Here is a 22628-nt window from a genome sequence, read left to right on the forward strand (position 1 = left end):
GATAGCAGGCTATTCGATAGGCTCGTAAGGAAGGCCGACGTAATTTTCTGCGATGGTTTTACGCCCAGCCTCGGAGCGAATGAAATAGTCCAGTTCGCTTTCGGCAATACGCTGGCTGAAGTCATCCGCCTGGGGAAACTGATGCAGCATCGAGGTCATCCACCAGGAAAACCGCTCGGCTTTCCACACTCGGCGCAGGCAGATTGCCGAGTATTTTTCCAGCAAGTCCAGGCGCCCTTCGCGGTACACCTTGAGCAAGATGCGGAACAAGGTGCTCACATCACTGGCCGCCAGGTTCAAGCCCTTGGCACCGGTGGGCGGCACAATGTGCGCGGCATCGCCGAGCAGGAACAGGCGCCCGTACTGCATGGGTTCCACCACAAAGCTGCGCAGCGGCGCGATGCTTTTCTCGATTGACGGGCCGGTCACCAATTGTTCGGCCAATGAGTCGGGCAGGCGGCTTTTGAGTTCATCCCAGAAACGTTCATCCGCCCAGTCTTCCAGCTTCTCTTCGACCGGCACTTGCAGGTAGTAACGGCTGCGGGTCGGCGACCGCATGCTGCACAGCGCAAAACCCCGCGCATGTTTGGCGTACACCAGTTCGGCATGTACCGGCGGCGTGTCGGCCAGCACGCCCAGCCAGCCGAAGGGATAGACCCGTTCGAACACCTTCAGCGCTTGCGCCGGTATCGACTGGCGGGCCACGCCATGGAAACCGTCGCAGCCGGCAATGTAGTCGCACTCCAGGCGACAGGCTTGGCCTTCATGCTCGAAGGTCAGCCATGGCTGTTCACTTTTCAGGTCATGGGGCTGAACATTGGAGGCTTCGTACAGGGTAATGGCACCCGCGGCTGCGCGGGCGGCCATCAGGTCGCGGGTGACCTCGGTCTGGCCGTAGATCATCACCGACTGGCCGCCGGTCAAGGCCTTGAGGTCGATGGAGGTGAGTTGGCCATTGAGGGCAATATCAAACCCGTCGTGCACCAGACCCTCGGCGTCCATGCGTTGGCTGACGCCGGCTTCGCGCAGCAGGTCGACCATGCCCTGTTCCAACACACCGGCGCGGATACGGCCTTGTACGTAATCGGCGCTCTGACGCTCTAGAACGAGGGTCTGGATGCCAGCGTTGTGCAGCAGTTGGCCGAGCAGCAATCCGGAAGGACCGGCACCAATAATGGCGACTTGGGTTTTCAGGGTTTTCATTATTTTTATGACCTTCAAGCTTCACGCGAACGTATGGAGTGAAAGAGTTGTCATTGCTCTTGTGGCTGACATTTTTCACTTGAGTGAGGCTCATAAGAAGGTGAAAACTGCGTCAAAACCTGTGCTTTTCGCCAATCGGGGCGATTACCGAACCATTATCCTGAGTATCGGATTGAAACCATGACCAAAACCGCGATTCCGGTCTTCAAGCTTTACGGGGAAAGCCAGCAGTGGCCGACTCCCGATTTGTTGCACTGCGAAACCATTTCCCGGCGCAGTCGGGAATACCAGTGGGAAATCCAGCCCCACCGGCACGCGGACCTGTGCCAGTTGCTGTATGTGCACAAAGGCCAGGCACAACTGGAAATCGAGGGCCAGCGCACCACGCTTAACGAGTCGAGCCTGCAAGTGCTGCCACCGCTGTGCGTGCATGGCTTTCGTTTTTCCGAGGATGTGGAAGGGTTTGTGGTAACGCTTTCGGCGCCGCTGGTCAGCCACTTGCAGGCGCAACTGGGCTCTACCGTCGATGGCCTGCACACACTCGGCAGCTACCCGGCGGGCAAGGACAGCGATTACTTGAACAGCCTGTTCGTACGCTTGCAGGACGAATACGCCGATGACCAACCGGCACGGGACATGATGCTGCACGCCCTGGTCAGCGTGTTGTTGGTATGGGTCAGCCGCCAGGCGATCCAGCGCCGCCATCCACGCGCGCCGCGGGGTCGTGAGTACTTTCGGCGGTTTACGCAACTGGTCGAACAGCATTACCGCGAACACCCGAAGATTGAAGACCTGGCCCACAAGCTGGGCATCTCGGTCTCACATTTGAACGGGACGTGTCGGGAATTGGGTGGGCAACCGGCATTGCAGATCATGCATGACCGCCAACTCCTGGAAGCCAAGCGCCTCCTTACCTACACCAGCATGACCATCAATGAAATGTCCGAGGTGCTGGGTTTTTCCGACCCGACCAACTTCTCACGGCTGTTTCGCCGCAGGGTCGGGTTTTCACCCAAGGCGTTTCGTGAACAACTGAAGGCAGAGCAGCCTACCTGAGCGCACTGAAACTGCCGGTGCGGGGAACGCATTGGTCCTGATGGCAGCTGATAGCGAACGCCGCTGGCTGCATGCGCGTTTGCTCGACGCGGTAGGCGGCAGTCCCATACAGCGCTGTTGCCAATGCGCAGAGGGTGAAAATTGTCAGGTACTTTCTGGTTTTAATGCTCATGGCACAGACCTCTGAACGGATCTACAGGGTGCTGTTTAAAGCATAGGTCAACTTGCCCTGATGCGATGCCATTCAGCGCGCTTATTTCAGCTCAAAGCCCGACATCCCAACCCGGCTCTTCAGGAAAGCGCAGCACCAGGAAATCCAGGAGGCTACGCAACGCCGAAGGCATGTGTTTGCGTGAGGCGTACACCGCATAGATGTTCATTTGTCGTGGCTCGGCGTGCGGCAGCAAGCGCACCAACTCCCCACTGCGAATCAGCTCGCCGGCCTGATAACTGGGCAGCATTGCCACCCCTGCCCCGGCCAGCGTCACGCGCATTAACGTGCTGGCCTCGTTGGCCGTGATATTGCCGTGGACCGGCACCGACACGTGCTCTCCGTTTTCTTCGAAATGCCACAGGCTCTTGCCGAAGTAGGAGTGAGTCAGGCAATTGTGCCGGGCCAGGTCTTCGACTTTCTGCGGCGCCGGATGCTCGCGCAGATAAGCCGGTGTGGCGCACACCACCGAGCGACATACGGTCAGGCGCCGGGCGATCAGGTTAGGGTCCAGATCATTGCTGGTGCGGATCGCCAGGTCGATGCGCTCGTCCACCAGGTTCACCGTGCGATCAAGCATCTGCAAATCCACCGTCACCAGGGGGTAAAGCTTGACGTATTCGGCAATCGCCGCGCCCAGCTGCGCTTGGCCGAACGAGGTGCTGACGCTCAGGCGCAACAGACCTCGGGGTGCATCATCGGGTTCGCTGACGGCGGCCTGCATATCCCCACACAAGTCCAACAATTGCCGGCAACGCGGTAGTGTTTCACCCCCGGCGGCAGTGAGGCTGAGCTTGCGCGTGGTGCGGTGCAGCAGGCGTGCGCCCACCCAGTCTTCCAGCTCCGCCAGGTAACGCGAGACCACCGGGCGCGACAGGTCAAGGTGGTCGGCGGCGGCGGATTGGCTGCCCAGGTCCACCACGGTGACAAACACGCGCATTGCTTGAAGACGAACCATGATTTGCCCGATTTTAGAAACAAACTATGTCCCAGCATCGCATTTTTTGTCGCGTTTTATGCAACTAAGCTCTGTGCATCCCTTATCTATGGCAGGAGCTGCCCGATGTTCTCGACCTTCAAACGCTTGACCCTGGCTACTGCCGCCCTGGCATTCGCTGCCCACGCAGCGGCGGCAGAGCTGAAACTGGACGTGTACAACCCAGGCGAAGCCGCGATCTTCCCGGTCAGCTCGGTGCTGGTGAGCGGCGAGAAAGACGCGATCCTGGTGGATGCGCAATTCGGCAAAGGCCAAGCCGAGCAACTGGTGCAGAAGATCCGCGCCAGCGGCAAACGCCTGACCACCATCTACATCAGCCATGGCGACCCGGACTACTACTTCGGCCTGGACACCCTCACCGCCGCTTTCCCCGACGCCAAGGTGCTGGCGCCGCAGCCGGTGGTCGACCATATCAACGCCACTGTCGCCGACAAGCTGGCCTTCTGGGGCCCGAAAATGGGCGCAGACAAACCGGCCAAGACCCTTGTACCGCAGGTACTTAAAGGCCACAGCCTGACCCTGGAAGGACAGCAGCTTGAAGTGGTGGGCCTCGACGGCCCGCAGCCAGATCGCAGCTTTGTGTGGATCCCGTCGATCAAGGCCGTGGTTGGTGGTGTGGTTATCGCTGAAAACATCCACGTCTGGATGGCTGATACCCAGAGCGCGCAATCCCATAAAGACTGGTTGGCCACCCTCAAGCGCATTGAAGACCTGAAACCGAACACCGTGGTGCCAGGCCATTACCTGGGCACGCCATCGCTGGCCTCGGTCAACTTCACCGCCGATTACATCAAGGCCCTCGACCTCGAAACCGCCAAGGCCAAGGACTCCGCCGCCCTGATTGCGGCCATGAAAAAACGCTACCCCACCCTCGCCGACGAAAGCTCGCTGGAACTGAGCGCCAAAGTCGCCAAGGGCGAAATGAAGTGGTAACTGGCTTTAAACCTTAACCCTGTTGGAGAACATCATGAGCAAGATTGCAATCATTGGTGCCACCGGCCGCGCCGGTAGCCAACTGCTGGAAGAAGCGCTGCGTCGCGGGCATACCGTCACCGCCATCGCCCGCAATACCGACAAGCTGGCTGTGCGCCCAGGCGTTACGGTCAAACAGGTTGATGCCCTGGATGCCGAGGCCTTGCAACACGCCATCAGCGGTAGCGACGTGGTGGTCAGCGCGGCGCACTTCGCCACCCTTCCCGCCAGCGCCGTGATCGGCCCGGTGAAAAAGGCCGGGGTGAAACGTTTGTTGGTGGTCGGCGGCGCAGGTTCGCTGTTGTTGCCCGGTGGCGGGCGCGTGATCGACAGCGAAGGGTTCCCGGCTGAATATAAAGCTGAAGCCAGTGCCGGGGCTGACTTCCTGGAAACGTTGCGTCAGGAAAAGGAGCTGGATTGGACCTTCCTGTCGCCATCGGCCCTGTTCGACGGCACCGAGCGCACGGGCAAATTCCGCCTGGGCAAGGATGATCTGCTGGTGAACAGTGACGGCAACAGTTCGATCAGTTTTGCCGACTTCGCCATCGCCATGCTGGATGAAGTGGAGACACCGAAGCACTCGCGCCAGCGCTTTACGGTCGGTTACTGACCCAACGCTGGCTTGCCTTTTTTGTAGGAGCGAGCTTGCTCGCGAAAAACTCACAGGCGCCGCGTTCATTCAGGATGTAGGCGTTATCGTTGACGTTTTTCGCGAGCAAGCTCGCTCCTACATAGGGCGATGTACGGGCAAGCCAGCTCACGCACTGGCCTCACTGACCAACCAATCCATCAGCGCGACCAACCCAACCGACGGTTCCTTCCCCGGCGGATACACCAGGAAATACCCCATCCCCGTCGACACCCGCAGTTCAAACGGCATCGCCAACCGCCCCGCCTTCAGATCCTCGCCAATCAGCGCACTGTCGCCCATCGCCACCCCGGTGCCCTGGGACGCTACGGTCATTGCCAAGTCCAAGGTTTCGAAGTGGTGCCGTTGGATGGGATCGCTCAAACAGGCATTTGCAGCCTTGAGCCACAACGTCCAATCGCGCTCGTCTCGGGTCGGGTGCAACAGTACCTGATGCTGCAAATCCTGCGGCGTACGCAAACTGCCCAGCAACCCAGGCACGCAGACCGGCGTTAGGCGCTCGTCGAATAAGTGCCGCGCCTCGGCGGACTGCTCGGCGATGGGCCCATAGATCACCGCCGCGTCAAACGTCTCACGACGAAAGTCGACGTTATAGGCCACCGTCGTGGTGAGCTCCACCGGCACATCCGGGCGTTCTTTTTGCCATTGCAGCAAGCGCGGCAACAACCAGCGCATCACGCAGGTGGACGCTTTGAGCTGCAAGGTGCGGCGCCGGTCACCGATGTGCTCCACCGCGTCAGCGAGCAAGCCAAACACCTGTTGCGCGCACGCCAGCCATTCGCGCCCCTCCTCCGTCAGGCTCAAGCCCCGCGCCTGGCGCTGAAACAAGGCATAGCCCAACTGGCTTTCCAACCCGGCCACCTGCCGGCTCACCGCGCCCTGGGTGATGTGCAGGTGTTCGGCGGCACGGGTGAAGTTGCAGCACTGGGCCGTGACCCAGAAGGTGTGCAACGCAGGTAACGGAGGGAGGCGTTTCATTGGGGCGCAGCCATGACGGGAGAACATGGCGAGTATGACTTTTTATCGATTGTTGCCGCCACCGGCCAACCGCTCCAATAGCGCTTCGAATCCATCACAAGAGCGACCTGTATGGCGACCTGCGGCGAAGTATTGGTGCACCTCCTGGAACGCTACGGCGTGGACCACGTGTTCGGCATTCCCGGCGTACACACCGTGGAGCTGTACCGGGGCCTGGCGCGGTCCAGCATCCGACATGTCACCCCGCGCCACGAACAGGGCGCCGGCTTCATGGCCGACGGTTATGCGCGCACCTCTGGCAAGCCCGGTGTGTGCTTTATCATCACCGGCCCCGGCATGACCAATATCACCACCGCCATGGGCCAGGCCTATGCCGACTCGATTCCGATGCTGGTGATTTCCAGCGTGCAGGCACGCAGCCAGTTGGGCGGCGGGCGCGGCAAGTTGCATGAACTGCCGAACCAGAGCGCGCTGGTCGCCGGGGTGGTGGCGTTCTCCCATACCTTGATGTCAGCGGCCGAACTGCCCGCCGTGCTGGCGCGGGCGTTTGCGTTGTTCCAAGCTGGTCGGCCGCGCCCGGTGCATATCGAGATCCCCCTTGATGTGTTGGTGGAAAATGCCGACGCGTTGCTGGGCAGCACGCCTGTCAGCGTCACCCGTGCCGGCGCAGCCCCGGCTGCCATTGAGCAGATGCGCCAGTGGCTGGCTGCGGCCAAGCGCCCGCTGATCCTGGCCGGTGGCGGCGCCATTGACGCCGCCACCGAACTGACCCACCTCGCAGAAACCCTCGGCGCGCCCGTGGCCTTGACCATTAACGCCAAGGGTATGTTGCCCGCCGCGCACCCGCTGCTGATCGGCTCCACGCAAACACTGCCCGCCACCCGTGCCTTGGTGGCTGAAGCTGACGTGGTATTGGCGATCGGCACCGAGTTGGCGGAGACCGACTACGACGTCACCTTCGCCGGCGGTTTCAACATTCCCGGAACGCTGCTGCGCATCGATGTCGACCCGGACCAGACCGTACGCAACTACCCGCCCCAAGTGGCACTGGTGGCCGATGCGCGCATTGCCGCCCAAGCCCTGCTTACCGAAATCAACCGCCAGCCGCTGGCGCCGCGCACTGCCGACTGGGGTGCAGCACGCGTCGCCCGTTTGTGGGCCGAGCTGGAACCTGCCTGGGACGCTTCGACGCGTGCGCAAACCCGGTTTCTCAACGCCGTTCTGGAGGAATTGCCCGGCGTGGTGTTCGTGGGCGACTCCACTCAACCGGTGTACAGCGGCAACCTGACCCTTAACCTCGACCACCCACGCCGCTGGTTCAATTCCTCCACCGGTTACGGCACCCTGGGTTATGCCCTGCCCGCCGCCATGGGTGCCTGGCTCGGGCGCGGCGATGGCCAACCGGTGGTGTGCCTGATCGGCGACGGCGGCCTGCAATTTACCCTGCCGGAGCTGGCCAGCGCGGTGGAAGCGCGTACACCGGTGATCGTGCTGCTGTGGAATAACCAGGGTTATGAAGAGATCAAGAAATACATGGTCAACCGTGACATCGAGCCGGTGGGTGTGGACATCTACACGCCGGACTTTATCGGCGTGGCCACGGCCTTGGGTTGCGCGGCAGAAAGCATCCGCGGCATCGAACATCTTCGCACCGCATTGCATGCTGCTGATCGCCAGGGGCCGACGCTGCTTGAAATCGACCAAGGGCGGTGGGAGTTGACGAATCTGTAATCCCGCAACGCTGGACCTGTGGCGGGGGAGCTTGCTCCCGTGACGCCCTGCCAGCCAACGCCCTATGCGCGCTTACCTCACCACTCGGCATCCGCATTTTTTCAATAGCCCCTCCGACTTTCTGATTTGCCCTGCTGCACGCTCCATGGCCTGATTCGCCCTTGTTCATTCAAGGCAGGCCCATGGAAAACGTTCAGGCAAAATCCACCTCGGCACTATGGCTGATGATCAGCGTAGTGCTCGTCGCTCTCAACTTGCGCCCCTCGATGGCGGCCGTGGGGCCCTTGCTGGCGTCGATTCGTGCGGATGTGCCGCTAAGTTTCAGCAGCGCCGCCTTACTGACCATGTTGCCGGTCATGGCCATGGGCCTGGCGATGTTCTTTGGCATGGGCCTGGCCAAGCGCGTGGGCGAGCATCGCAGCATTGTGCTGTCGCTGCTGGTGATTGGGCTGGCGACCTTGTCGCGGTTGTTCCTGGATTCGGCACTGGAGCTGATAGTGAGTGCCATCGCGGCGGGAGTCGGCATTGCGCTGATTCAGGCATTGATGCCGGCGCTGATCAAGTCGCGGTTCAGCGCCAATGTCTCGTTATTCATGGGCCTGTATGTCACCGCGATCATGGGCGGCGCGGCCCTGGCTGCTTCGTTCTCGCCGTTGGTGCAAGCCCGGACCGGCAGTTGGCGTATCGGCCTGGCTATCTGGGCACTGCTGGCGTTGCTGGCCCTGGTGTTCTGGTATGCCCAGCGTGCGGCACTGCCGCCGTTGCCTCAAGCCGGCTCGGGCCCTCAGGAGGCTTTTTTCAGCAATCGCCGCGCCTGGTTGCTGGCGATCTTTTTTGGCCTCGGCACCGCGTCCTACACCTGTGTGCTGGCGTGGCTGGCGCCCTACTACGTCGAGCAGGGTTGGAGTGAACAGAATGCCGGCTTGCTGCTGGGCTTCTTGACCGCCATGGAAGTGATCTCCGGCCTGGTCACCCCGGCCATCGCCAACCGCCGCCAGGATAAGCGTGGCGTGGTGGCGGTGTTGCTGGTGCTGATCATCCTGGGTTTCTGCGGGCTCATTCTCAGCCCGCAACACTGGAGCCTGTTGTGGCCATGCCTGCTCGGCCTGGGGATTGGCGGCCTGTTTCCGATGAGCCTGATCCTGTCCCTGGACCACCTCGACAACCCGCGCCGCGCCGGTGGCCTTACCGCGTTTGTGCAGGGCATCGGTTATCTGATCGCCGGCCTGTCGCCGCTCATTGCCGGCATGATCCGCGACCACTTGGGCAGCTTCGAATGGGCCTGGTGGTCATTGATGGCAGTGAGCGGGCTGATGCTGCTGATCGTTATGCGTTTCAACCCGGCGCATTACGCACGCCATATCCGCTGACGTCGTATTACAAACATTTTTTGTCCCACACAAAACATTGAAGGGTCCTACAGAGCTTTCTATTGGTACGAGCGTTCCGTTAACATTTTGCTCAGTCTTGTACTGAGTTCGGTACAAAGGGTTTACGGACGAAACCGATGCTAAACAGTAACTTGCTCAGAAAGCTCGATATGCAGGATTTGATGGTGTTTATCGCCGTCTACGACCAGAGCAGCGTTACCGAGGTGTCTGAAACGCTGTTCGTCAGCCAGTCCACCGTGAGCTATAGCCTGAAGAAGCTGCGCACCAGCTTTGAAGATGAGCTGTTTATCAACACCCGCGCAGGCATGCGTCCTACGTACAAGGCCACCACCATGTACGAGCACGTGCACAAGATTCTGGAAAGCATCAACCTGTGCCATGCCGGTGGCCAAGCTTTTGATCCGACCCAACAGGCCGTGACCTTCAATGTGTGCGCGCCGGAATATTTCGAACAGTTGATCCTGCCGCGCCTGCTGAAGCGCTTCGACCATGCCGACCTGCCGGTAATCGTCAATGTGCAGAAGCTGGAGACCGACATCCCCGCCGACGACCTGCGTGAAGGTCGCCTGGACCTGGTGATCTGCTTCGGCCCGCACTTTCACCGCGCTCACAAAGACTTCAAGACCCAGATGCTGTTGGAGGACGACTTGGTCTGCGTGTGCGACCAACGCTCAGCGCCGAGAGAACAGGCGTTCAGCCTGCAATCCTTCGTTGAGCGGCGCCACGTATTCCCTACGCCGTGGACCTCCGACACCAACATGATCGATGGCTGGCTTGCGCGCCAGGCCCGCAAGCGTCAGGTGATTGCACGGGCCAACAGCTACAGCGCGGCATTGAAGATGATTGCCGGCACCGACTTCATCGTCACCTTGCCCCGCCGCGTGCAAAAGTTACTGGCACCGGCGCCGGCATTCGGTGTTTGCGAAGCACCTAACGGTTTGCCGGGGTTCACCCTGGATATGCAGTGGAACGAAACCAGTGGGCAGGACAGCGCCAATACCTGGTTTCGGGAACAAGTGGTGAAGGTGTGTGCGGATCAGGGTTTGTTATAGGAACGCGCCTGATCAAGCTCTCCACACCCTAATCAGATAGCCAGTGACGTTCGGCGCTTAGTGACAGCCTGTGACGCGACATCCCGAGCGACAGGGCAATCGATATGGCAGTCTGCTATTACTTTGACCATCCACGCCAGAAACTGCTTTACGGCACCTGAACGCTCACGCCCCGGCACGCATACAGCTGAAAACTGCGCGCCCGGAATCTTGATGTCGGGTCTGTAAGGAATCAGCAATCCATTCGCAACATAGTCTGCCGCCAAGACCGTGCTCGCCAGCGTCAAGCCATGCCCGGCAATAGCGGCCTGGAGCGCAAAATGCTCATCGTTGTATTCACGATAGACCGCGTTTGATAGCCAACTTTCATGATTCGCAGCCGCGCACCAGGACGCCCAACTAATTGAAGCGGGCGATGACGTCGCCCAACGTATATTTATAAGTTTCAACGAAGTTTTAACTTCCTCTTGCCTCCAGTGGGCATGAGAGAAAACACCAAACTGTTCGCGCATAAGCGCGTGGCTGTACAAGTCTGGAAAATCGCGAAACCCACAACGAATAGCTAAATCAACAGATGAGTCACGAAACAAATCCACCACTTCATTACTGGTTTCAACACTGACATGAATGTCTGGATGTTCGCTATAAAATTTCGCCAGCCGAGGGATCAACCATAAAGACGCAAATGCCGGCGTGGTAGAAACTCGGAGTGTGTTGGAGTCGGCGGGTGGCTTGAGCGAAGACATACTACCGCTTATATCCAGAAACGAAAGATGCACCTTTGAATATAGCCTCTCACCGTTCGCTGTGAGTTGAACACCGTGGGGAGTGCGTACAAAAAGCATACTGCCCAGTAAGTTTTCAAGTGTTTTTATTTGTTGTGATACTGCCGCTGGGGTAACAAACAACTCCGCGGAGGCTGCTTTAAATCCACCGAGTCTTGCGGCAGATTCAAATGCACGAATGGCTGTCAACGGCAATTTTGCGAACATTAATCAATCCCCCTTCCATGGTAAAAAAACTAAGCCAGGCTTACTTTATCTGATTTGCCTTCGCTTTCATAGAAGTGAATTCTAGGCTACGCCACCTAGCCGGTAACAGGAGGCGCGTCGATCGAGAATGTCGAGTCCATACTGACTGCGCTTGCGGATTGACGAAATTCTTTAGTCTAACTAAATGACACTGGCCTATATACGGTCTATCCCTGAGTGCACTTCAGCGTTCATGGAGTAGGTCTCGTTGCGCCTTTTTTAGAGCAAGTGGTGCATTCATGGAAAAGAACATACCTATCATTGACGTCGGTAGTTTGACGCAGGGAGCAGAGATATCACCACGTCTAGTAAAGGAGATCGACAACGCGTGCAGGGAGGTCGGATTTTTCACCGTCGTCAATCACGGTGTAGATAACACGCTTATTTCAACTGTCTTCTCTCAAATAGAATCGTTTTTTGACCTGCCTGTTCAGGCCAAGGAAAAAATCGAAATTCATAAATCCCCCTATATGCGTGGCTACTTTAGCGAAGGCGCTGATAAGTCGGATGGCATATTGGGCGATGTCAAAGAGGGTTTTGACATGGCCGCGGACTTGTCGCTTGACGACGAGTTCGTAAAAGCCAAATTACCTTTTTACGGCCCCAATGTATGGCCAGAGGAATTACCCGACTTCAAGCTTGCGATGAGGGAATATCACTCGCAAATGCTTGCGTTCGGAAAAAAACTGCTAAACGTGTTTGCCCTTGCTCTCAATATGCCGATCGATTACTTCGATGATAAATTCAAGAAGCCGATGGCCCAATTGAGAGTCCTGCGTTATCCCTCCACCCAATATACGCAGGGAGCGCCGATGGGTGCTGGAGAGCATACAGACTTCGGCTGGATAACCATGATCTCGGAAAGTGCCACCGGGGGGTTGGAGGTACAGAGTGCCAACGGCACCTGGATCAAAGTCAAACCCATCCCAAATGCCTTTGTCGTCAATGTCGGGGATCTAATGTCTCGCTGGACGAATGACCGTTACAAGGCAACGCTGCATCGAGTGATAAATACCTCCGGCAAATTACGCCATTCGGCGGCGTTCTTTATGGACCCAGACTACACCGCCAAAGTGGAGTGCCTGCCCAGCTGTTGCGCAGACGGCAGTCCTGCGAAATACGGAGCGATCATCGCGGGTGAGTACATGGACCAGAGGTTCTTGGAAACCACCAAATTTCGTGAACTTGAACCCAACTAGTAGGAGTATTGAACGTGCTAGGTAAAGAATACACATTCTATCTATCAGCGATCGTAGCGATACTGGGCACCGTGGGCTATCACATGCTCATGAAGAAAATACCGTCTACGATCAACCCCTTGGTTTCAATTGTCAGTATTTATGTGGCGATCGTTATCCTGTCCACCTTGATGTTGCCGTTTTTTTTGGGCAGTGGAACGTTACTCGCGGGCTTGAAGCAAATGACCTGGCTTCAGGGAGGCATCGCGTTTTGCATCTTGATGATGGAAATCGGCTTTTTGATGATGTATCGCAGTGGATGGGACCTCAGTACGGGCAATATCGTTACCGGCGCAATTATCAATATTGCGCTCGGCTTCATCGGGGTATTTCTGCTTAAAGAAGGACTCTCTTATTTAAATATTGCCGGTGTTTTATTGTGCATCGTCGGCGTGATACTGATCGGCTACAAATCCAGTAGCAGCGAACAACCCGTGGACGCGGATACGCACGCTACGGTCTCGCTAGTACCACCTTCACTGGTGCCAGATGCAACACCAAAAGAACCCTAGCCAGCCGTACACCTGCAATACATCTCTGGCATTGTGTATGCACACATATTCAAACCCCGCCGTTAGTTCCACATGCGCACGGAAGTGATTACACCTGTCCAGGCATGATCGGTTGTTCAATGCTAGCCCCCAAACCAGCTCAATAAGCGTTTCAGTGATTTTGCTCTTGAAGGTGATGAGATGTCTTTACTGTATGCTGATAATTATCTGCGCGCCATCAAAGACGCCAACGTGAAAACCCTGCTTATTTCAATAGCTAAAGAGCGAAGACTGTTGCCATCGGTGATGATACTAAGTGCAATAGCATCCTTCACTGTAGGGGGCATATTCCTGGCGTATACTCAACAGATCGTTGCGGTACTCGGTGCGATTATCTTGATTGCCCTTGCCAAAATCTGGTCCTGGTACCTGAGCCACGATTGCGCGCACAATTCTGTTTTCAAGTCGAAGAAAGTCAATTCTGTCATCGGAGAGTTGCTGTCTTTCCTTAACGGCCTCTCTTTCTTTTCATTTGAAGCCTATAGAAAAGATCATGTTCGCCATCATGCCGAAAAAATTGATATTGGTGGGTTCGATAGTGGTCACTTTGCTGTCGCTCATCCGAGGCTATTCAGTGCAATCATTATTGCAGAAAAAATATATCTTCCCGCCTTCTACTATGTGATCAAGCTTACCAATATTTACTCCGTGATATTCAGCGGCAGCAGGCGCGAATTTGCAAGGGGTATTGGAAGCCTGTGCATTTACATTGTAGCCTTCGCTACGTTTGCCCGGTTCTCCCTGATACTTGTGGTGGTATGGCAAGCCTCCTCCTTCCTTAGGATACACATCGTACGATTCGTCGACTGTTTCCAGCATTCTTTCCAGCAGGTGTATACGGCGGGAGAAAAGCTAACCCATGGAAAACACTACGAAATCCAGAATACCTTCTCCGTACCGGTGGCAAGAAAGTTTACCTTCCTCAATCTGATTATTTTGAATTTTGGTTACCACGCGGCCCACCACTGCTTTCCAACATGCCCTTGGTATATGTTGCCACAACTGGAAGCTGCCATAACCAAACAGTTGAGGCTTTACGGAATAACGGACACAAGAGAAGAAAGCACGCCATTCTTCAACTTCATGACTGCCTACCATCGTGGGCGGTTATCAAGAATCATCAGCACCGATGAAGGACAACCCTACGATGCTGATGGCCAATTTAACACCCACCATTTCACCGGTGCGTACACAGATAAGCTCTTAGGTTGAGTCACCCACTCAGGTCGGGCCTTATCAAAGCATGGACACTGTCAGGTCGTGGATACGGAGACCCCCACCTCAGCGCTTGAAAGTCGTAACTTACTTATAACTCAACTCATGACAAATCAATCAGATCTATAAAGGAGTGCGTGTGGACGATTCATGTGCAGACGCCAACAGCTTCTGGCTGACGGCTGTTGAAAAAGAGAGTATTCGGGACGCGCTCATAGACATTTGTTACGAGCCAACGGGAGGGCGAGACTACATCCACCTCATTCGCATGACCGCTTATCAAAAGTTTCCCGCGCGACTTCTAAAAAAGCTTGAATCACTTAAAGATGACGATGCTTCTTATTGTGTATTTGAGAACCTTCCGATTGATGACACATTTGGCAGCCCGCAAGGCGACGCTAATAGCTTGAACTTCAAAAGTGGTTATCTTTCTGAAAATGTGCTGGTTGCCCTGGGCAGTTTGATAGCGGAGCCCTACTCCATCAAGCATGAGGGGCCAAAACTGGTCAATGACTTGGTACCGCATCCGGAGGCCGTAGGCGAGTATACCGGCAACGGTTCGGACCTGGAGTTGGACCTGCACACCGAAAATGCCTTTCAGGCTTATGACTCCCGTGGAGACACCTCGCCGCTGGCTCTTCTGCTTCTCGGCGTTCGCGGTGACCCTGCCGGGGTGGGCCCGAAAACCTGGGTGGCCGATGCGAGGGAAGCCCTTCAGGTTCTGGAACAGGCCGATATTGAAATCCTATATGGCAAACATTTCATCATTCGTCAGCCCTACCGCTGGAGGAACAGTGCCGCAGGCGCGAAAGAAACTCATGTGTACCCAATTCTGAGCGGCCCGCTGACTCACCCTAGAGTCACTGCTGCGTTTTACCCGGACATGGTAATTGCCGCTGATCACGAAGCACAAAATACCCTGTTGAGGTTTTACAACGCGCTTAAAAGCGTAGCGCGGCCGCTGGACATTCAACCTGGCAAGTTGGTGTACATCAACAATCGTTTCATGCTCCATTCGCGTGACAAGTTCACCCCCAGTTTCGATCCAGAGGGGCATGAGTATCGTTGGATCCAGCGTTTGTTCATCACGAACAACTTGTGGAACTTCCGTTCATTCAACAAGTGTGGCGCGCGGATATTCGAACCCGTTACTCGATGATATAAAGAGATAAATTAAATGTCGAACCATAAGCCATATACATCAATTATTCATAATATAGGCACTTTCCTCACGGGTGATCTCGCGTCTCCACTCATTACAGCAGATACCCTCGTCAGTGTTGATGGAATGATCACCTACGTGGGTCAGGCAGCAGATGTGGATTTTTCACACGCAGACCTGGTGATTGACGCCAAGCAGAGCACGGTCATGCCAGGTTTGATCGACAACCACACTCACCCGACCCTGGGTGAGTACAGCCCGCGCTCTGGCAACCACAATTGGATCTGGCACTCCTTGCAGGGCGGCGTGACGACCATGATCTCTGCCGGGGAAGTGCACGTTCCGGGGCTACCGACCGACAGGGTCGGTACTATCGCCATGGCAATCGCAGCGCAGCGCTCTTTCTCCAATGCGCGCCCTAGCGGAATAAAAATGGAAGCCGGCGCGCCACTGCTCAACGATGAATTTTCGGATGAGGATTTCGCCGCAATGGTTGCTCAAGGCATCAACCAACTGGGAGAGGTCGGGATAGGCCCGGTCAAGTCAGTCAGTCGTGCAGCTGAATTGGTCAAGATGGCTCGCAAACACGGCATGACTTCCATTACCCACACGGGCGGTCCTTCAATTTCTACCTCCCAGAGCATGGGTGCAGAAGAGATCCTTGAAATTGCGCCCGATATCATCGGGCACATCAATGGCGGCTATACCGCACTGGCACCCAGCCAAATCAGATGCCTGTGTGAAGGCTGTCTGGGTGCCCTGGAAATCGTACATAACGGCAACGAGTTCGCGGCGGTCACCACCCTGAATTACGCACGAGAAATGAACCAACTGGACCGTATCGTCATTGGCACGGATTCCCCTGCCGGATGTGGGGTTCCCGCGCTTGGCATGCTCAGGGCAATTGCCTTGCTCAGTAGTTTCGGCGACGTTCCACCGGAAAAGGCCGTCTGTTTCGCAACGGGTAACACCGCCAAGGTGAGAAAGTTGAATCGGGGGATTCTGGGCGTCGGAAGAGAAGCCGACATACTGATCGCCTGTGGGCCTTTGGGAGGAGCGCAACCCAGCGTACTTGGAAGTTTCAGCAGTGGTGACCTTCCAAGTATTACCTCGATTCTGATTGATGGGCGCCTGGTCGTGAGGCAATCCAGGAACTCGCCACCGCCATCTGTCACACCTGAAATAACTCTGCGTACCTAATAGCAGCGTCCCGAAAGGGACGTCGCCTCGAGAGCACTCATATGCATAGAATTCTGCCCGAAATTACGCGCAGAGGGCCTACCGTACTCGCATGCGGTTGCGCAATTGGATTGGCTATTCCCTATCTTGCAGACTTGGCGAGGCCATTGCTCCCCGTCATGGTTTTCATATTTGTTCTGGGCACTCTCCTGCGTATTAACAACGCTGAAGTCATCACTGCAGCCAGAAACTTGAAAATATCCCTGATATTTCCAGCCCTGATGGTGGTGGCTTGCCCTTATATTTTTGGAATGCTTTCGCTTTACCTCACCGGCAATCAAGAACTTTCCCTTGCGATAGCCATCGCTGTTGCCGCCCCGCCCGCCAGCGGAAATGCAGCCGTCGCGAGAATGCTCGGGCTTGACCCTTCCATGTCACTGGTGACTGCGCTCTGCTCAATGGCAATTATCCCTGTCACCGCTCCGCTGATACTCCACCTATTCGCTGATGGCCTTTCACTCTCCTTGAACCCCGTTGATCTAGCGATCAGACTGGCCGTGTTGATAGGAGGCGCCGAAGGCGCTGCTATTTTGATACGTCGTTTTTCGCACACCTTCGTCGCCACGCACGGCCTGGCTATTGACGGTATTGTCGTCATCGCGCTTTTCCTCTTTGCAGTAGGCACGATGGCGGGCATGCAGCAGGTAATTCTGGAGACCCCGTCGTTGGCCATCTCGATGATCGCCATTGCCTATTGCATCAACGTCTGCCTGCAGCTCCTCATGGGCTGCTTATATCCCGGGTCATTGATCGCCAAGTTCACCATGGCACTCAACGGTGGCAATAGAAATGTTGGACTATTATGGTCTGCTCTTGGTGTCAGCTTATCGCCCACAATGGCGTTGTATTTTGCATGCTGCCAACTGCCTATTCACACCATGCCGAAGATACTGCAGTTTGTTTTACCCAGAGTTGAAAGCTATTTGAATAAACTGGTTTTAAGCAAGAATCGAATCTGAGCTATTACTGCCTGGAACTGCATAAAAATGATACTCACGCCAGAAAATATCAGGCAGATTGCCGAACGCTCTTCGCTGGAGACTACTGCCTGCTCTTGTATTCGGGGCTTGTCGCAGGGGTGGGAAACCTTACCCAAAACACTCGAGGCGAGCAGCCTGTTGCGCTTCATAGGCGAAATCCCGACCGATAGGGCACAAGAACTCAGCCTTGAGGAATACCACCCGAACGGTACCCATTTCTGGTCTGAAGACGCGCCTATCTGCTTTGATTTCTTTCCTTATAATATTTCAAGCGTCTGGGGCTGTAAGTGTTGCGCGCGAGCATTCCTCAGGTTTACGGAAGCAGGCGCCTATCACTCCGAACAACGCATCCGTATTTTGCGTGCGTCGCTGATTGGCAACCCCGTTCAAGAAGAGCACGTTCAGGATTAGCCGTTCTTGAGGCGCCCCCCTCCTTCCCCTAGCACGGGTATAAACCTCAGGCTTTATTCGCTACCAACCCGCGATCACTCATGAATGCCTCCAGCCGCGAGCGCATCCAGCGTTCCGCCGGGTCTGTGTCAACGTGGCTGAGCCACACCATGGACAAATCCAGGGTCGGGGTTTCGAACGGGAACGGCTCGCAGAACAGATTCCCGCTGGCGGCCATAGCCTGGGCGGTGTAATCCGGCAGGCTGGCGATCATGTCGGTGCCGGCAAGCAAGGCCGGCAACGAACTGTATTGCGGCACCGAGAGCACTACATGGCGTTTGCGGCCCACCTCTGCCAGCCACTCATCGGCAAACCCGGCCACATTGGCGGTGTGGGACACCAGCACGTGGGGCCGTGCGCAATATTCGTCAAGGGTCAGCGGGGTGTCCGAGGCATCGGCGCGCAGCAGGCACGGGCGGATGTGCCGCAATAGCTTGCGCTTGGCATTGGCCGGCAACCCGCGGGTCTGGGTGATGCCGACGGTAATATCGCCAGAAGCCAGCAGGTCGGGAATGCGCCAATAATCCACATGCTGCACCACGAACACCACCTGCGGCGCTTCCTGACGCAAGGCCCGTAGCAAGGGTGGCAGCAGGCCGAACTCAACGTCATCGGACAGGCCGATGCGGAAAGTCATGGTGCTGATGGACGGGTCGAAATCATGGGTCAGGCTCAGGGCCGAAGACAGCGAGTCGAGGGCCGGCGACAGGTGCTGGATGATCTCCTCGGCGCGCGCCGTAGGCTCCATGCGATGGCCGACACGAATAAACAGTGGGTCGTTGAACAGGGTACGCAGGCGGTTGAGGGCCGAACTGATGGTCGGTTGGCCGAGAAACAGCTTCTCCGCCACCCGCGTCACATTGCGCTCGAGCATCAGTGCTTCAAAGACCACCATCAGATTGATGTCAGCCTTGCGTAATTCATTGCGATTCATCGGCGCCTGCCCCTTTCCCCAAGACAAGCGGCAGTTTAGGAAGGCTGCGGGGCTGCGTCTATGTGCGTACTGCTCAATAAACGGGTTGGGGACGGTAAATCTGCGTTTGAAGGTTGCCGCTGCGCTTAAAAATGTGGGAGCGGGCTTGCTCGCGAAGGCGGTGGATCAGCCGACGACTCCGTTGACTGACACACCGCCTTCGCGAGCAAGCCCGCTCCCACAATTAGACCGCGGTTACCTGACTCAAGGCTTGAGCGGAAACTCCTGGTCACGCTCGGAAAGCTCGGTGCCGTCGTCCGGATGCTTCCAGGTTTGCGGCTTTTCGTCTTCGCGCTGCCGCCGGGGTTCTTCACGCTCCGGCTCGTTGTGCTGCTTGTGTTCGTTGCCCATAACGGCCTCCGCCCATAAGAATTGGAAACAGCTTCAAGCATAGGACACGGCGGGTTGTCTTGAAGCCGGAATGGATTGATAGCCAATACGCATCAATTCATCCAAATTAGTCACTTATCATTTCTAAATGTGTCAGCCACTATCCCAAGTCTTAAGCGAAACAAGCACTTTAAAAAGAACGCTGGAGACACAAAACCATGACGACCCCTTCCCGGCCTGCGGCTGCCCCCTCGAAAGTAGGCGCGGTATTGCGCGTTACTTCGGGCAATTTTCTCGAACAGTTCGACTTCTTTCTGTTCGGTTTCTACGCCACCTATATCGCTGCCGCGTTCTTCCCGGCCGCTAATGAGTTTGCGTCATTAATGATGACCTTCGCCGTGTTCGGCGCTGGCTTCCTGATGCGTCCATTGGGCGCGATTATTCTGGGTGCCTACATCGATGACGTGGGCCGTCGCAAAGGCTTGATCGTGACCTTGTCGATCATGGCCAGCGGTACGCTACTGATCGTACTGGTGCCGAGTTATCAGACCATCGGCCTGTGGGCGCCGTTTCTGGTGCTGTTGGGGCGCCTGCTGCAAGGTTTCTCGGCCGGTGCGGAGCTGGGTGGCGTGTCGGTGTACCTGTCCGAAATGGCTACGCCGGGCCGTAAAGGCTTCTACACCAGTTGGCAGTCGGGCAGCCAACAGATCTCCATCGTCGTCGCCGCGGCCCTGGGTTATGGCCTGAACGTGTGGATGGAACCTGCGGTGGTGGCCGATTGGGGCTGGCGTATTCCGTTCGCCGTCGGCTGCGTGATCATTCCGTTCATCTTCGTGCTGCGTCGCAACCTGCAGGAAACCGAAGAGTTCGCCAACCGCAAGCATCGCCCGACCATGCGTGAAGTGATGGCGACCCTGGTGAAGAACTGGACCGTGGTCATCGGCGGCATGCTGATGGTGGCCATGACCACCACCGCGTTCTACCTGATCACCGTGTACGCGCCGACTTTCGGTAAAACCGTGTTGCACCTGAGCACCTCGGACGCCTTGCTGGTGACCTTGCTGGTCGCGATCTCGAACTTTTTCTGGCTGCCGATCGGCGGCACGTTAAGCGACCGCTTCGGCCGTAAACCCGTGCTGATTGCCATGACGGTGCTGACTGTCCTTACGGCTTATCCGGCATTGTCCTACGTGGTCAACGCACCAAGCTTTGCGCACATGCTGGAAACCCTGCTGTGGTTCTCGTTCCTGTATGGCATGTATAACGGCGCGATGATCCCGGCGTTGACTGAAATCATGCCGGTGGAAGTGCGTGTGGCGGGTTTCTCCCTGGCCTACAGCCTGGCGACAGCAGTGTTCGGTGGCTTCACGCCAGCGATCTCCACCTGGTTCATTCACATCACCGAAGACAAGGCTTCACCTGCGTATTGGATGATCTTCGCCGCGCTGTGTGCATTGTGTTCGACCCTGGCGTTGTATCGCCGCGCCAATACCCGCGGCCAAGTCATGCAGGAGGCTGCGCAATGAAGCCGCTGTTCAAGACCCTCGCTGCTGTCGTCCTCGGCACCCTGGCGCTATCAGCCCAGGCCGAACAACTCAAGGTCATGACCTCGGGCGGCTTCACCGCCGCGTATAAATTGCTCGGCCCGCAATACGCCGAGCAAAGCGGTGACACCCTCGACACCATCCTTGGCCCGTCCATGGGCAAGGCGCCGGAAGCGATTCCCAACCGCCTGGCCCGTGGCGAACAGGCCGATGTGGTGATCATGGTCGGCTATGCCCTGGATGAGTTGATCAAACAAGGCAAAGTCGATCCCGCGTCCCGCGTGGAGCTGGCCGACTCGCGGATTGGCCTGGTGGTGAAGGAAGGTGCGGCCAAACCTGTGATCAATACAGACGCCGAGTTGAAGGCCGTGCTGAGCAAAGCCAAATCGGTGGCCTATTCGGATAGCGCAAGCGGCGTTTATGTCGAGAAGGAATTGTTCAAGAAGCTCGGCATGCCGGCCAAGGGCACCATGATCCAACGCGTGCCGGTGGGCGAACAGGTGGCCAAGGGTGATTACGAGGTCGGCTTGCAACAAGTGGCGGAATTGTTGCCAGTCAAGGGCGTGACGTTCGTAGGCAAGATCCCGGAAGACGTGCAGTCCGTTACCCGTTTCGCCGCCGGTATTCCAGTGAACGCCAAACACCCTGAGCAGGCCAAGGCACTGTTGCAGTTCATGGCATCGCCCGAGGCCCAGCAGGAGGTGCAATCCACCGGCCTGGACTCGGTGTCACGCTGACCGGAACGGCATCTCCCGTACCAGTCGCTCCAACTCCAGCGCCGCCGGTGGCAACGTCCGCCCGCGGCGCTTGATCAAGCCCACATTGCGCAGCACCTGGGGCTCCACCAGCGGCACACTGACCAGAATCGGGTGAATGTGCGCCGGCATCGCAATCGACGGCACCATCGCCACTCCCAGCCCCGCCTCCACCAGCCCGATCATGGTGGTCACGTGGTGCGTCTCGCAGATACTCGGCTTTTTCACCCGCACCCCACGCAAGGCCTGGTCGAGCAGGAAGCGGTTGCCCGACGTCTTGTCCACCTCGATGTAGTCATGCTCATAGGCCTCGGTCCAGCTCACGCTGTCACGCCCAGCCAGAGGGTGATCACGCCGGCAGGCCAGCACGTAGCGCTCCTGCAGCAGCAACTCGAATTCCACCTCATCGGCCAGGCTACCGCTGAAACTCACGCCAAAGTCCGCCTCGCCGCTGGCCACCGCATTGCACACCTCGCCGGCACTGGCATCCAGCACCCGCAGGCGAATCTTCGGATACAGCTTGTGGAACTCGGAGATTACGTGGGGCATGAAGTAGTACGCGGTAGACGGCACGCAGGCGATGGTGACATTACCCATGCGCGTCGAGGCGACGTTGCTGATACCCATCAGCGCGATGTCGAGATCGTCGAGCATGCGCTCGACCTGGGGTAAAAATGCACGCCCGACCATGGTCAGGCTGACCCGTCGCGTGGTGCGTTCGAACAGCTTTACATCCAGCGCGGATTCGAGCTTTTCGATACGCCGACTGAGGGCCGGTTGCGAGATACGGATGGCCTCGGCAGCGCCACGAAAACTGCCCTTGTCCACCACGGCGCGGAAAGCTTGGAGGTCGTTGAGGTCGAAGTTGATGATCACGGGAGGCAGGCCAAAGGTGGTCGAGGTGGCGAGCATTATCGTAT

Annotated in this window: 23 protein-coding genes; 15 read left to right on the forward strand and 8 right to left on the reverse strand. The window is 57.0% G+C overall.

Features of this window, described 5'->3' with window-relative positions; translation table 11 throughout:
• Window positions 1-9: 9 nt before the first annotated feature.
• On the reverse strand, window positions 10-1194 hold the full coding sequence (pobA, locus tag FXO12_RS09980; RefSeq protein WP_173647468.1) for a 4-hydroxybenzoate 3-monooxygenase: 1185 nt from the start codon (window positions 1192-1194) through the stop codon (window positions 10-12).
• A gap of 189 nt (window positions 1195-1383) precedes the next feature.
• On the opposite strand from pobA, the gene FXO12_RS09985 reads away from it, so the two are divergent.
• Window positions 1384-2259, forward strand: coding sequence for a helix-turn-helix domain-containing protein (locus tag FXO12_RS09985; RefSeq protein WP_014717471.1), 876 nt, complete (start codon window positions 1384-1386; stop codon window positions 2257-2259).
• On the opposite strand, the gene FXO12_RS28960 is transcribed toward FXO12_RS09985, so the two are convergent.
• Entirely contained in the window at window positions 2252-2431 is a 180-nt protein-coding gene (locus FXO12_RS28960; protein WP_003189580.1) for a hypothetical protein, read from the reverse strand. The two genes, FXO12_RS09985 and FXO12_RS28960, sit on opposite strands and share 8 nt — an antisense overlap.
• A gap of 91 nt (window positions 2432-2522) precedes the next feature.
• Entirely contained in the window at window positions 2523-3428 is a 906-nt protein-coding gene (locus tag FXO12_RS09995) for a LysR family transcriptional regulator (protein ID WP_160049612.1), read from the reverse strand.
• Window positions 3429-3533: 105 nt separating this feature from the next.
• Here FXO12_RS09995 and FXO12_RS10000 point away from each other — a divergent pair, with 105 nt between their 5' ends.
• Window positions 3534-4400 (forward strand): MBL fold metallo-hydrolase, encoded by an 867-nt coding sequence (locus tag FXO12_RS10000; RefSeq protein WP_057975676.1) that lies wholly within the window; start codon window positions 3534-3536, stop codon window positions 4398-4400.
• 34 nt (window positions 4401-4434) lie between these two features.
• A complete protein-coding gene (locus FXO12_RS10005; protein ID WP_057975675.1) occupies window positions 4435-5049 on the forward strand; it encodes an NAD(P)-dependent oxidoreductase in 615 nt (204 codons plus the stop codon).
• A gap of 147 nt (window positions 5050-5196) precedes the next feature.
• On the opposite strand, the gene FXO12_RS10010 is transcribed toward FXO12_RS10005, so the two are convergent.
• Window positions 5197-6066: a LysR substrate-binding domain-containing protein gene (locus FXO12_RS10010; RefSeq protein WP_054898841.1), complete on the reverse strand. Its 870-nt coding sequence runs from the start codon at window positions 6064-6066 to the stop codon at window positions 5197-5199.
• A gap of 111 nt (window positions 6067-6177) precedes the next feature.
• Between FXO12_RS10010 and FXO12_RS10015 the strand changes: the two genes are divergently transcribed.
• From FXO12_RS10015 to FXO12_RS10025, 3 genes are all read left to right on the forward strand, one after another.
• Entirely contained in the window at window positions 6178-7797 is a 1620-nt protein-coding gene (locus FXO12_RS10015) for a 5-guanidino-2-oxopentanoate decarboxylase (RefSeq protein ID WP_057975674.1), read from the forward strand.
• A 182-nt stretch (window positions 7798-7979) separates the two neighbouring features.
• Window positions 7980-9167, forward strand: coding sequence for a cyanate transporter (locus FXO12_RS10020; protein ID WP_060773069.1), 1188 nt, complete (start codon window positions 7980-7982; stop codon window positions 9165-9167).
• Between the two features lie 137 nt (window positions 9168-9304).
• Complete coding sequence (locus tag FXO12_RS10025; protein ID WP_034126603.1) at window positions 9305-10240, forward strand: LysR family transcriptional regulator; 936 nt, start codon at window positions 9305-9307, stop codon at window positions 10238-10240.
• A gap of 32 nt (window positions 10241-10272) precedes the next feature.
• Here FXO12_RS10025 and FXO12_RS10030 read toward each other — a convergent pair whose 3' ends face one another.
• Complete coding sequence (locus tag FXO12_RS10030; RefSeq protein ID WP_080757711.1) at window positions 10273-11232, reverse strand: LysR substrate-binding domain-containing protein; 960 nt, start codon at window positions 11230-11232, stop codon at window positions 10273-10275.
• 278 nt (window positions 11233-11510) lie between these two features.
• On the opposite strand from FXO12_RS10030, the gene FXO12_RS10035 reads away from it, so the two are divergent.
• The 7 genes from FXO12_RS10035 to FXO12_RS10065 all read left to right on the forward strand — a co-directional run bounded on the left by FXO12_RS10035 (window position 11511) and on the right by FXO12_RS10065 (window position 18067).
• On the forward strand, window positions 11511-12470 hold the full coding sequence (locus tag FXO12_RS10035) for an isopenicillin N synthase family oxygenase (protein ID WP_160049613.1): 960 nt from the start codon (window positions 11511-11513) through the stop codon (window positions 12468-12470).
• Window positions 12471-12484: 14 nt separating this feature from the next.
• A complete protein-coding gene (locus FXO12_RS10040; protein ID WP_057975672.1) occupies window positions 12485-13021 on the forward strand; it encodes a hypothetical protein in 537 nt (178 codons plus the stop codon).
• Window positions 13022-13201: 180 nt separating this feature from the next.
• A complete protein-coding gene (locus FXO12_RS10045) occupies window positions 13202-14272 on the forward strand; it encodes a fatty acid desaturase (RefSeq protein ID WP_057975671.1) in 1071 nt (356 codons plus the stop codon).
• Window positions 14273-14414: 142 nt separating this feature from the next.
• A complete protein-coding gene (locus tag FXO12_RS10050; RefSeq protein WP_160049614.1) occupies window positions 14415-15434 on the forward strand; it encodes a TauD/TfdA family dioxygenase in 1020 nt (339 codons plus the stop codon).
• Between the two features lie 18 nt (window positions 15435-15452).
• Window positions 15453-16637: an amidohydrolase family protein gene (locus FXO12_RS10055; RefSeq protein ID WP_054897596.1), complete on the forward strand. Its 1185-nt coding sequence runs from the start codon at window positions 15453-15455 to the stop codon at window positions 16635-16637.
• Between the two features lie 41 nt (window positions 16638-16678).
• Window positions 16679-17635, forward strand: coding sequence for a hypothetical protein (locus FXO12_RS10060; protein WP_054920028.1), 957 nt, complete (start codon window positions 16679-16681; stop codon window positions 17633-17635).
• A gap of 27 nt (window positions 17636-17662) precedes the next feature.
• Window positions 17663-18067, forward strand: a complete 405-nt coding sequence (locus FXO12_RS10065; protein WP_054920030.1) for a hypothetical protein — start codon at window positions 17663-17665, stop codon at window positions 18065-18067.
• A gap of 46 nt (window positions 18068-18113) precedes the next feature.
• Here FXO12_RS10065 and FXO12_RS10070 read toward each other — a convergent pair whose 3' ends face one another.
• Together FXO12_RS10070 and FXO12_RS28760 are read right to left on the reverse strand one after the other, a co-directional pair.
• Window positions 18114-19040: a LysR substrate-binding domain-containing protein gene (locus tag FXO12_RS10070; RefSeq protein ID WP_003189553.1), complete on the reverse strand. Its 927-nt coding sequence runs from the start codon at window positions 19038-19040 to the stop codon at window positions 18114-18116.
• Window positions 19041-19283: 243 nt separating this feature from the next.
• Window positions 19284-19430 carry a hypothetical protein gene (locus tag FXO12_RS28760; RefSeq protein ID WP_164919346.1) on the reverse strand — a complete coding sequence of 49 codons (147 nt, stop codon included), beginning with the start codon at window positions 19428-19430 and terminating at the stop codon, window positions 19284-19286.
• Between the two features lie 197 nt (window positions 19431-19627).
• Here FXO12_RS28760 and FXO12_RS10075 point away from each other — a divergent pair, with 197 nt between their 5' ends.
• Complete coding sequence (locus FXO12_RS10075) at window positions 19628-20935, forward strand: MFS transporter (protein WP_003189550.1); 1308 nt, start codon at window positions 19628-19630, stop codon at window positions 20933-20935.
• Window positions 20932-21690 (forward strand): substrate-binding domain-containing protein, encoded by a 759-nt coding sequence (locus FXO12_RS10080; RefSeq protein ID WP_034126595.1) that lies wholly within the window; start codon window positions 20932-20934, stop codon window positions 21688-21690. The genes FXO12_RS10075 and FXO12_RS10080 overlap by 4 nt, the downstream gene beginning before the upstream one ends.
• Here the strand turns inward: FXO12_RS10080 and FXO12_RS10085 are convergent.
• Window positions 21682-22584 carry a LysR family transcriptional regulator gene (locus FXO12_RS10085; protein ID WP_160049802.1) on the reverse strand — a complete coding sequence of 301 codons (903 nt, stop codon included), beginning with the start codon at window positions 22582-22584 and terminating at the stop codon, window positions 21682-21684. The genes FXO12_RS10080 and FXO12_RS10085 overlap by 9 nt on opposite strands.
• Window positions 22585-22628 lie beyond the last annotated feature (44 nt).

Origin of the sequence: Pseudomonas sp. J380 (assembly GCF_009827115.1) — a bacterium.
Lineage (GTDB): Bacteria > Pseudomonadota > Gammaproteobacteria > Pseudomonadales > Pseudomonadaceae > Aquipseudomonas > Aquipseudomonas paracarnis.

Excerpts from the sequence above, each read along its gene's own strand:
- FXO12_RS09985 (WP_014717471.1), top strand. The coding sequence starts at position 1,384 with ATGACCAAAACCGCGATTCCGGTCTTCAAGCTTTACGGGGAAAGCCAG.
- FXO12_RS28960 (WP_003189580.1), bottom strand. The coding sequence starts at position 2,431 with ATGAGCATTAAAACCAGAAAGTACCTGACAATTTTCACCCTCTGCGCA.
- FXO12_RS09995 (WP_160049612.1), bottom strand. The coding sequence starts at position 3,428 with ATGGTTCGTCTTCAAGCAATGCGCGTGTTTGTCACCGTGGTGGACCTG.
- FXO12_RS10000 (WP_057975676.1), top strand. The coding sequence starts at position 3,534 with ATGTTCTCGACCTTCAAACGCTTGACCCTGGCTACTGCCGCCCTGGCA.
- FXO12_RS10005 (WP_057975675.1), top strand. The coding sequence starts at position 4,435 with ATGAGCAAGATTGCAATCATTGGTGCCACCGGCCGCGCCGGTAGCCAA.
- FXO12_RS10010 (WP_054898841.1), bottom strand. The coding sequence starts at position 6,066 with ATGAAACGCCTCCCTCCGTTACCTGCGTTGCACACCTTCTGGGTCACG.
- FXO12_RS10015 (WP_057975674.1), top strand. The coding sequence starts at position 6,178 with ATGGCGACCTGCGGCGAAGTATTGGTGCACCTCCTGGAACGCTACGGC.
- FXO12_RS10020 (WP_060773069.1), top strand. The coding sequence starts at position 7,980 with ATGGAAAACGTTCAGGCAAAATCCACCTCGGCACTATGGCTGATGATC.
- FXO12_RS10025 (WP_034126603.1), top strand. The coding sequence starts at position 9,305 with ATGCTAAACAGTAACTTGCTCAGAAAGCTCGATATGCAGGATTTGATG.
- FXO12_RS10030 (WP_080757711.1), bottom strand. The coding sequence starts at position 11,232 with ATGTTCGCAAAATTGCCGTTGACAGCCATTCGTGCATTTGAATCTGCC.
- FXO12_RS10035 (WP_160049613.1), top strand. The coding sequence starts at position 11,511 with ATGGAAAAGAACATACCTATCATTGACGTCGGTAGTTTGACGCAGGGA.
- FXO12_RS10045 (WP_057975671.1), top strand. The coding sequence starts at position 13,202 with ATGTCTTTACTGTATGCTGATAATTATCTGCGCGCCATCAAAGACGCC.
- FXO12_RS10055 (WP_054897596.1), top strand. The coding sequence starts at position 15,453 with ATGTCGAACCATAAGCCATATACATCAATTATTCATAATATAGGCACT.
- FXO12_RS10060 (WP_054920028.1), top strand. The coding sequence starts at position 16,679 with ATGCATAGAATTCTGCCCGAAATTACGCGCAGAGGGCCTACCGTACTC.
- FXO12_RS10065 (WP_054920030.1), top strand. The coding sequence starts at position 17,663 with ATGATACTCACGCCAGAAAATATCAGGCAGATTGCCGAACGCTCTTCG.
- FXO12_RS10070 (WP_003189553.1), bottom strand. The coding sequence starts at position 19,040 with ATGAATCGCAATGAATTACGCAAGGCTGACATCAATCTGATGGTGGTC.
- FXO12_RS28760 (WP_164919346.1), bottom strand. The coding sequence starts at position 19,430 with ATGGGCAACGAACACAAGCAGCACAACGAGCCGGAGCGTGAAGAACCC.
- FXO12_RS10075 (WP_003189550.1), top strand. The coding sequence starts at position 19,628 with ATGACGACCCCTTCCCGGCCTGCGGCTGCCCCCTCGAAAGTAGGCGCG.
- FXO12_RS10080 (WP_034126595.1), top strand. The coding sequence starts at position 20,932 with ATGAAGCCGCTGTTCAAGACCCTCGCTGCTGTCGTCCTCGGCACCCTG.